Origin of the sequence: Xanthomonas sp. LMG 8993, assembly GCF_009835065.2 — a bacterium.
Classification (GTDB): domain Bacteria; phylum Pseudomonadota; class Gammaproteobacteria; order Xanthomonadales; family Xanthomonadaceae; genus Xanthomonas; species Xanthomonas arboricola.
On sequence record NZ_QVIF02000015.1, the window covers coordinates 43,674 to 52,188 of the forward strand.

Annotated in this window: 7 protein-coding genes and 1 tRNA gene; 3 read left to right on the forward strand and 5 right to left on the reverse strand. The window is 65.7% G+C overall.

Going from position 1 to position 8,515, the window contains the following annotated elements; all coding sequences use genetic code 11:
- Positions 1 to 219: 219 nt before the first annotated feature.
- Positions 220 to 310 (reverse strand) — tRNA-Ser (locus DYQ94_RS20320).
- Positions 311 to 507: 197 nt separating this feature from the next.
- Between DYQ94_RS20320 and DYQ94_RS20325 the strand changes: the two genes are divergently transcribed.
- Positions 508 to 1,212, forward strand: a complete 705-nt coding sequence (locus DYQ94_RS20325) for a PP2C family protein-serine/threonine phosphatase (RefSeq protein ID WP_024938430.1) — start codon at positions 508 to 510, stop codon at positions 1,210 to 1,212.
- A 597-nt stretch (positions 1,213 to 1,809) separates the two neighbouring features.
- On the opposite strand, the gene dnaQ is transcribed toward DYQ94_RS20325, so the two are convergent.
- The 3 genes from dnaQ to DYQ94_RS20340 are packed head-to-tail and all read right to left on the reverse strand — an operon-like array spanning position 1,810 to position 3,704.
- Positions 1,810 to 2,544, reverse strand: coding sequence for a DNA polymerase III subunit epsilon (dnaQ, locus tag DYQ94_RS20330; RefSeq protein WP_024938429.1), 735 nt, complete (start codon positions 2,542 to 2,544; stop codon positions 1,810 to 1,812).
- 19 nt (positions 2,545 to 2,563) lie between these two features.
- Positions 2,564 to 3,016, reverse strand: a complete 453-nt coding sequence (gene rnhA, locus DYQ94_RS20335) for a ribonuclease HI (protein WP_024938428.1) — start codon at positions 3,014 to 3,016, stop codon at positions 2,564 to 2,566.
- A gap of 31 nt (positions 3,017 to 3,047) precedes the next feature.
- Positions 3,048 to 3,704 (reverse strand): hypothetical protein, encoded by a 657-nt coding sequence (locus tag DYQ94_RS20340; protein WP_024938427.1) that lies wholly within the window; start codon positions 3,702 to 3,704, stop codon positions 3,048 to 3,050.
- 12 nt (positions 3,705 to 3,716) lie between these two features.
- On the opposite strand from DYQ94_RS20340, the gene gloB reads away from it, so the two are divergent.
- Positions 3,717 to 4,484 carry a hydroxyacylglutathione hydrolase gene (gene gloB, locus DYQ94_RS20345; RefSeq protein ID WP_102581886.1) on the forward strand — a complete coding sequence of 256 codons (768 nt, stop codon included), beginning with the start codon at positions 3,717 to 3,719 and terminating at the stop codon, positions 4,482 to 4,484.
- On the forward strand, positions 4,481 to 5,665 hold the full coding sequence (locus DYQ94_RS20350) for a lytic transglycosylase domain-containing protein (RefSeq protein WP_104553645.1): 1,185 nt from the start codon (positions 4,481 to 4,483) through the stop codon (positions 5,663 to 5,665). Before gloB ends, DYQ94_RS20350 begins: the two co-directional genes overlap by 4 nt.
- A gap of 644 nt (positions 5,666 to 6,309) precedes the next feature.
- On the opposite strand, the gene DYQ94_RS20355 is transcribed toward DYQ94_RS20350, so the two are convergent.
- Positions 6,310 to 8,280 (reverse strand): peptidyl-prolyl cis-trans isomerase, encoded by a 1,971-nt coding sequence (locus DYQ94_RS20355; RefSeq protein ID WP_104541544.1) that lies wholly within the window; start codon positions 8,278 to 8,280, stop codon positions 6,310 to 6,312.
- Between the last annotated feature and the right edge of the window lie 235 nt (positions 8,281 to 8,515).

An 8,515-nucleotide genomic window follows, 5' to 3' on the forward strand; every position in this document is an offset into this window, starting at 1 on the left:
CGCAGCAGCGCGCGGCGGCGACACATAAACAAAAGCCCCCTTGCGGGGGCTGATGCGAATCTGGCGGAGAGAGGGGGATTCACTCGGCACTCCGTGCCTTCGCCCTGCGGGCGGCTTCGCCGTGCAGACAGCGCTGCTGTCTGTCGAACCCGGGGCTTCTCACCCCCCAATGCCGCCGGCGAAACTCACGCGGCACTGGCACAACTGCTCGCCTCAATCTGGCGGAGAGGGGGGGATTCGAACCCCCGAGGCGCTATAAACGCCTGCCTGATTTCGAGTCAGGTACATTCAACCGCTCTGCCACCTCTCCAGATGGTCCCCAGTGTCCCGGGGCCGTGCATCATACGGGCACCGGCGCCCAGCCACAAGCGGCCCGGGCCGGCATCGCCGGCACGATCGAAGGTCCGGGCGTGAACCCGCCCTGCGGCACCGGCGATCGGCGTGTTGCTGCGGGCCGGCCGCGCCGCGATGATGGTCACGCACCTCCTTCCTTGGCGACCCGCCCCCATGCTCGAATTCGGACACCTTACCCATGTCGGCCTGCGCCGTGACCTCAACGAGGACACGTACTACGGCGACAGCGAGCTGGGGCTGTGGCTGGTGGCCGATGGCATGGGTGGGCATGCCTGTGGCGAAGTGGCCAGCGCCCTGGCGCGCGAAACCATCGTGCGCGAGGTGCGCGCCGGCACCCCGCTGGCCCAGGCGGTACGCATCGCCGACGAAGAGATCATCAAGACCTCGCGCCGCTGCAACGACACCTTGCCGATGGGCACCACGGTCGTCGCCGCGCGCGTGCTGGGCCAGCGCTTCGAAGTGGCCTGGGTCGGCGACAGCCGCGCATATCTGTGGCGCGACGGCCGGCTGGCGCAGCTGAGCCAGGACCATAGCTATGTGCAGGAACTGATCGCCCAGGGCACGCTGACCAGCGAACAGGCGCGCGCGCATCCGCATCGCAACGTGGTGACCCAGGCGCTGGGCGTCACCGATCCGGTCCACCTCAATGTCGCCACCATGCAGGGCGAGCTCAAATCCGGCATGCAACTGCTGCTGTGCAGCGACGGTCTCACCGAAGAAGTCGACGATGCCGCGATCGCCGCGACCCTGTCGCAGGCCGATTGCAGCGCGCAGGAATGTGTCGAATGCCTGGTCGCCGCCGCACTCGATGGCGGTGGCTCGGACAACATCACTGCGATCCTGGTGCGCAGCTACTGAAAGCGGCCAACAAGACCTAGCGAGCGCCCGCTGGCGGTCAGCGCAGAATTTCGTTGGCCGCATATGGTTGGATGCAGACAAACGCTTGGTCGGTCGAGGGCGCGATGTCCTCACCGCCTGCGGACCACGCCGTCAATCTAGCCCTGAAGACTCCCTGGCGGCATCCAGGCCGCCAAGGATCCCGGAGGCGTCGAGAGCACTGCACCAGAGCGTGAGTCGGCTGCCTAGTTGAATACCATGCACACCGACCATCTCGACAAGTCCTTGCCCGCCCACCGTCGCGGGACCTTACGCGGCATGGATGCCGCGTAAGAGCCTACACGGACGTACTTGCGGCGTGTCCCGCGATGGTGGGCGGGCAAGGGCCCTGCAGCCAAGCCGCAGATCACCGGCCTGCAGCGAAGAGCAACATCATCCCGCTCCGCACTAGACCAGAGAGACATCGCTTTGTTGGCAGGGCCAAGCTCGGGCATCGAACCCGCGCGGTAGCCACTCCGGGCGCGCAATTCGCAGCCTCGCCGGGCACCAACTACGCACTGCACTCCCACCACATCGCCGCCCCGCGCGACAGCCGGACACCCCTTGCCGAAAGCCGCACTACCCGGCAGCAGCCACCTCTTCAACCGGCGCATCCCACAGCGCGCGCCCGGCCTTCTTGCGCAGGTATGCCAGACGCGCCTCGTGCGCCTGCGACTCCGACGCGGTCACCACCACTCGCGCGCGCGGCAACAGCAACGCCGGATCGAAGGTGATCATGCCCTCGCCATGCTCGCTGCGCTGGCCGGTATCGGCGCTGGCAAAGCCGATCTCTTCCTGGCCCGAGGTCAGAGCGATATATACATCGGCCAGGATCTGCGCATCGAGCAAGGCGCCATGCAACTGGCGATGCGAGTTGTCCACGCCCAGGCGCTTGCACAAGGCATCCAGCGAGTTGCGCTGCCCCGGATAGCGCTCGCGCGCCATCATCAGGGTATCCACCACGGTGGCGCGCTCGACGATACGGCCGTAGTTGTCGCCCAGCAGCGACAGCTCGTTGTCCAGGAAGCCCAGATCGAACGCGGCGTTGTGGATGATCAGCTCCGCGCCGTCGATGTAGGCCAGGAACTCCTCGACCACATCGGCAAACAGCGGCTTGTCGGCCAGGAACTCCAGGGTCAACCCGGTCACTTCCTGCGCACCCGGTTCGAAATCGCAATCGGGCTTCAGGTAGCGATGGAAGTTGTTGCCGCTCGGGCGCCGCTCCAGCAGCTCCACCGCACCGATTTCGACGACGCGGTTGCCCTTGCGCCATTCCAGGCCGGTGGTTTCGGTATCGAGAATGATCTGACGCATGAATCCTCTTGCTGATTGCTTACGCGGTTGCGCTGCCGCCGCGCTGGGCGATGGCCTGATTGCGGGCGAGTACGTCGACGCGCTCGTTGTCCGGGTCACCATTGTGGCCTTTCACCCAGCGCCAATCGATGCTGTGGCGTTGCGTGGCCGCATGCAGGCGCTCCCACAGTTCACGGTTCTTGACCGGGTCGCCGCCAGCGGTTTTCCAACCGCGGCGCACCCAGCCGGACATCCACTCGGTGATGCCCTGGCGCACGTATTGCGAGTCGGTATGCAGCACGATCTGGCATGGCTCGGTGAGCGTTTCCAGCGCCATGATTGCCGCCATCAACTCCATGCGGTTGTTGGTGGATGTGGCTTCGCCGCCGGACAATTCCTTCTCGCGGCCGTTGTAACGCAACAGGGCCGCCCAACCGCCCGGCCCAGGATTGCCGAGGCAGGAGCCGTCGGTATGCACTTCAATGGATTTCATCAGCTTCTGGTGTTTGGAAAGTGGTCGGTCGTCAGATCGTGGCTACAGGCTGCGGCCAGCGCGAGGGCATCGCGATCGGGGTCGGCCCGATCGAAGCGGCGGCGCGCTTTTCCACTTCGAGCAGATACACCGCGCGCCAGGGTGCGCGATCGGTGCCGGTAACGCCACGCCCGGTGCGCCAGATCGGCCCCAGGTAGCGCTCGGTCTCCACGCATTGCAGCCCCGCACGCTGCGCCAGCAGCCGCCAGCGATCCGGCCGCAGCGCCACCGGACCGCGCCGCGCCCAGCGAAAGCGGTACGGGCTCAGCGGATTGAGCGTGAACAGCCATAGCCGCCCGCCCGGCATCAGCAACCGCTCGCATTCGGCCAGGAATTCCGCCGCGCCGCCCACCACCGCATGCTGCACCACGATGGCCTGCAGGCTTTCGGTCGGCAACGGAAACGGCATGGCGCAACGCGCATCTCCCGCAAAGCGGCCAGCGCTGCGAGTCAGCCGCAGCCCGCGCCCCTGCAGCAGCTCGCGCGGCGGCAGCTCGGGCGTCGGCGTCAGCCACAACCAGGGCTGCGAGGGACGCGTTTGCAACGCCGCAAGCGCCAATTTGCGCTCCAGCAGGAGCAGGCTGCGCCCTGCACCTGTTTCAAACCAGGATGAGACGCCAGCTTGACGGGAGAATGGCGTGGCAGGCATGGTCCCAATTCTATGCGACTGACCGCCCTGCCCGCATTCGACGACAACTACATCTGGGCGCTGGTCGCCAGCGATGGCCGCGCAGTCATCGTCGACCCGGGCCAGGCCGAGCCGGTGTTCGCCGCCGCAGAGCGCGAAGGCTTCAGCCCCAGTGCGGTCCTGCTGACCCACCACCATGCCGACCACATTGGCGGCGTGGCAGCGCTGCAGCAGCGTTGGCCGGACCTTGCGCTGTACGGTCCGGCCGACGAACGCATCCCGGCAGATGCCCACCGCGTGGGCCAGGGTGATCGCTTGAGCCTGCTTGGAAACAGCTTCGATGTGCTGGAAGTGCCCGGCCATACCCGCAGCCATATCGCCTTCGTCACTGACCGCCATCTGTTCAGCGGTGATACCCTGTTCAGCCTAGGCTGTGGGCGGATGTTCGAAGGTACCGCTCCTCAGATGTTCGACGCGTTGCAGCGCCTGGCCTCCCTGCCTGGCGAAACACTCGTGTGTTGCGGCCATGAATACACCTTGGCCAATGCGGCCTTTGCGCTGCACGTCGATCCCACCAACGCTGCCTTGCAGCGCCGTCAACAGGAAGCCCAGGCCATGCGTCATGCAGCCCGTCCTACCCTGCCGATTTCGCTCAAGAGTGAACTGGCCACCAATCCGTTCTTACGCACCAGCAGTCCCGAAATCCGCGCTGCGGTGGCATCTCGCGCAGGTGGGGCAATTTCCTCTGAAGTTGACGTTTTCGCCGAACTTCGGCGCTGGAAAGACGAATTTCGCGCATGAGGCGCCTGCTTCTGGCAGTGCTGACCGCATCGGCGGTCGTCGCACCCGCAGCCGCATCGTCCAACGACGCAAGCCGCTCCAAACCCGCAGAGAGCTCGATCGCCCAGACCGCCACACCCCAGGTGCGCAACGGTCGGGAGATCTTTTCGTCGTTCCTGGACGGTCGCGCCGATCCTGGCTGCGACAGCGAACATAGCGACACCCGCTGGGAACAACATTTTTCGCGCGCGCCGGCCCGTCTGGCAGACGACGCACAGGATGTCTTGCCGCTATTCGGCTACGTGGTCGATGAATTGCGCGAAGCCGACATGCCGACCGAATTTGCGCTAATTCCGTTCGTCGAGAGCGGTTATCGCCCGGGCGCCCGCAACGGCAGTGGCCCCGCCGGCCTCTGGCAGTTCATCGCTACCACTGCGCGCAACCACCATGTGCCGGTTGGCGCGCAATACGACGGACGCCTCTCGGCAGTGGACTCCACCACCGCTGCGGTGCGTTATCTCAAGACGCTGTATGGCATGTTCGGCGGCGATTGGCGCCTGGCGCTGATGGCCTACAACGCGGGCGAGTATCGCGTGCTGCAGGCCATGCGCACGGCCGGCATGAACGCGCAGAACGCTCGCCCGTCCGAATTGCCCGGCATGTCCAAGGTCACCTACGAGTACGTGGAAAAGCTGCACGCGCTCGCCTGTGTGCTGGACCATGCGCAGCAGCAGGGCAATCTGCTGACCTCGCTCGACCGCCCGGTACCGGTACTCACCGAACATGCATTGCCGGCCGGCACCAGTCTCAACGCCTTTGCGGGACAACGCGACATCGAGCCGCAGCTGCTGGCCCGGTTGAATCCGGCGCTGGCCAGCGCGCGCGCCGCACCGCGGGGCGTGCATGTGCTCGCCCCGATCGCACCTGCGCAGCCAGGTGCGACAGGTGCCGTGGTCGCATCTGCCGACACGGGCAGCACTGCGGACAACAGCGCTGCCGCCCCCACGGTCGTTGCCGCCGCGACGACGGATGCCTCCAGGCCACAGGCGCGCACCACGCATACGGTCCGCAACGGCGAATCCGCCTGGGCCATCGCACGCCGCTATGGCGTGACAGTCACGACACTGCTGACCAGCAATGGCCTGGACAAGCGTGCCGTGCTGAAGCCCGGCATGGTGTTGTCGTTCGAAGACACACCCTGACCTAAGCCGCCTGCCTCCGGCGCCGTTCCTGCGCCGCTGACGCTACAGCGGCATGCTTCTCGTCGACCTTGCACGGGGAAGTTGAGCGCCGCGCTGCGCAGGCGTAGGTCGGCTGCGAAGAGAGCGCCTGACACTTACCTTTTGCGTGCGCTGCTAGCGACGCCGTATGGAATCGGACACGGGTGGAATCGGAAACGGGCGTACTCGCAGCCGATTGGCCCGCTATCGTTGCAAGCCGACCGACATCGCAGTTGATTGAGCGCGCTTGCAGCATCTGCCGCCAACCGACAGGCAGCCACCCGTAGGCGCACCAAACGCGCAACCCGACGCTGGCTTTTCTGGCCTGGCAGATTGGCCCGGCAGATCAGCACGTTGAATGACGCACGTCTTCGCAACCGCACGCCTGCAATCCTGACGCGCGAAATCCGCAACCCCGGCAGACCTATCCCAAACGGATGGCAATGCGCACGACGCCAGATCAGTTGCGGCGGGCCATCGCAGTGCCTGGTCCACGCAACCACAGACTCGCCGCAGCGCCAGCGGCGGGATACTCCACACGAACGCTGGCACCTGCCCACGACGGCATCGGCCAAAGAAAAAGCCCGGTTCCCCGGGCTCTTTCTCCACCAGTCGAACAGCAGCGGTTACAGCTGCGCCTCTTCGATCTGGATCTTGTAGCGCTTGCGCATTTCCTTGACGTACGCCTGCGCCGCATTGTTGCCGTCGATCTGGCTCAGCTGCTCGCGCAGCATGGTCTGCTGCTCGGCCGGCATCTGCTTCAGGTCGCCCGGGGTCGCCTTGCTGATGACAAACACCGCAAAGCGCCCGCCATCCAGCTCCACCTTGCCCACCGACGGCTTGCCGTCGGTCGGACGCGGCGCGCTGAAGATGGCGCGGTTTGCCGCCGGCGTCGGAATCGGCGCGGTGCGCGGCAAGCCCGGGATCGGCTGCACCTGCAACTTCTCGCTGGCGGCCAGCGCCTGCAGGGTCTCGCCTTTCTGCACACGTGCCAGCAACGCGTCGGCAGCCGCTGCGGCGGCCTTCTCGGTGCGGTCCGCGCGGACGGCGGCGATCACCTTCTCGCGCACCTTGTCCAACGGCAGGGCCGCCTCGGCGGTGTGGTTGGTCACACGCAACACCACGCTGTGGTTCGGACCGATGGTGATCGGATCGCTCACCGTGCCGTCCTGCACCAGCGTTTCGGAGAATGCCGAACGCAGCACCGCCGGATTGGCCGCAATACCGCTCGCATCGGCGCGCGAGAACGGACCCAGTGTCTGCACCGGCAGACCGACCTGCTTGGCTGCCGGCTCCAGCGCGGTGGGATTCTTGTAGACCTGATCCACCAGCCTGCCGCTCACATCCGTAAATGCCTTGTCGGCATCGGCCTTGAGCTGCTCGGCGGCGAGCTGATCGCGCACCTGCTCGAACGACTTGCCCTGGCCGCCCTTGACCTCGCGCAGCTGGATCACGTGGTAACCGAACTCGCTCTTGATCGGGCCGACCACCTCGCCAGCCTTCATCGAGAACAAGGCATCTTCAAACGGCTTGACCATCGTGCCCTTCTCGACCCAGCCAAGATCGCCACCAGCGCCCTTGGAACCAGGGTCTTGCGAATTGGCTTTGGCCAACGCGGCAAAATCGGCGCCGGGCTGCTTGGCTTCCGCAGCCAGCTTGGCCGCTTTCTCCTCGGCGGCTTTCTGCGCGGCAGGATCGCTACCGGCGGTGATCAGGATGTGCGACGCCAGACGCTGGTCCGGCTCGACAAAACGCGCCTTCTCTTCGTCGTAGCGCTTGCGCAGCGTCGCCTCGTCAGCGGCGGTTGCCGGCGGCAACTTGGCGGCATCGAGTTCGACATACTCGATCGTCACCGTCTCCGGCTGACGGAAATCCTGGGTATGCCCGTCGTACCACTGCTTGATCTGTGCATCGCTGACCGGCGCCGTATCGGCGGCCGGTGGCGGCAGCATGGCCAGCTGCACGTCACGCGTTTCGCCCATCAGCTTGAGCAAGCGCTCGAACTCGGCCTTGGTCGCAAAGCCCGACTCGGCAATCGCCTGCGGAATCACCGACTGCTGCAAGCTGTCGCGCACCAACGCATCGAACTGCGCCGGCGTGCGCGGTGGCGTGCCCTGCGCAAGTGCAGCGCGGTACTGGTCGGGGCTGAATTTGCCGTCGACCTGGAATGCCTGAATGCCGGCGATGTAATCGCGCACCGTCGCATCGCCGATCACGATGCCGGCATCTTCGGCCCCCAGACGCACCACTTGCTCGTCGACCAACTGGTCGAGCACCTGCAATTTGTTTTCGCGGGATTCGAACGTGCGCGGATCGAAATTCTCGCCCTGGCGCTGCCGCTCCTGCATGCGCGCCTGCTCGAAGCGGGCGCGGAAATCCTGCGTACTGATTTCATGGTGCTGCCACAGCAGCGAAACCGGCCACCACGACGGCGCCGATTTCCACCATGTCGGCGGTGCCTGCACCTTGGCCACATTATTGGCGCCAATGCCGCCGAGGTAGCTGTTGTCGATGACGAACAGGAACGGAATCATCAGCAACCCCAGGATGGCGGTAGCGATCCAGCCTGACGTCTTGTCGCGAAGTTTCTGCAGCATTGGCAAATCACGGCCTGTGGGCGAGCCGCGCAGTGTAACGCGCCTGACGCCGGGCACCCAGCCCAATCCCGCACCGCACCGGATCCGACACGGCTTTCGGCGCGCAATTGCCGCCATAGCGGCCAAAAAAAAGCCCCCGGCACGGAGCCGAGGGCTTTGTATAACTGGCGGAGCGGACGGGACTCGAACCCGCGACCTCCGGCGTGACAGGCCAGCATTCTAACCAGCTGAACTA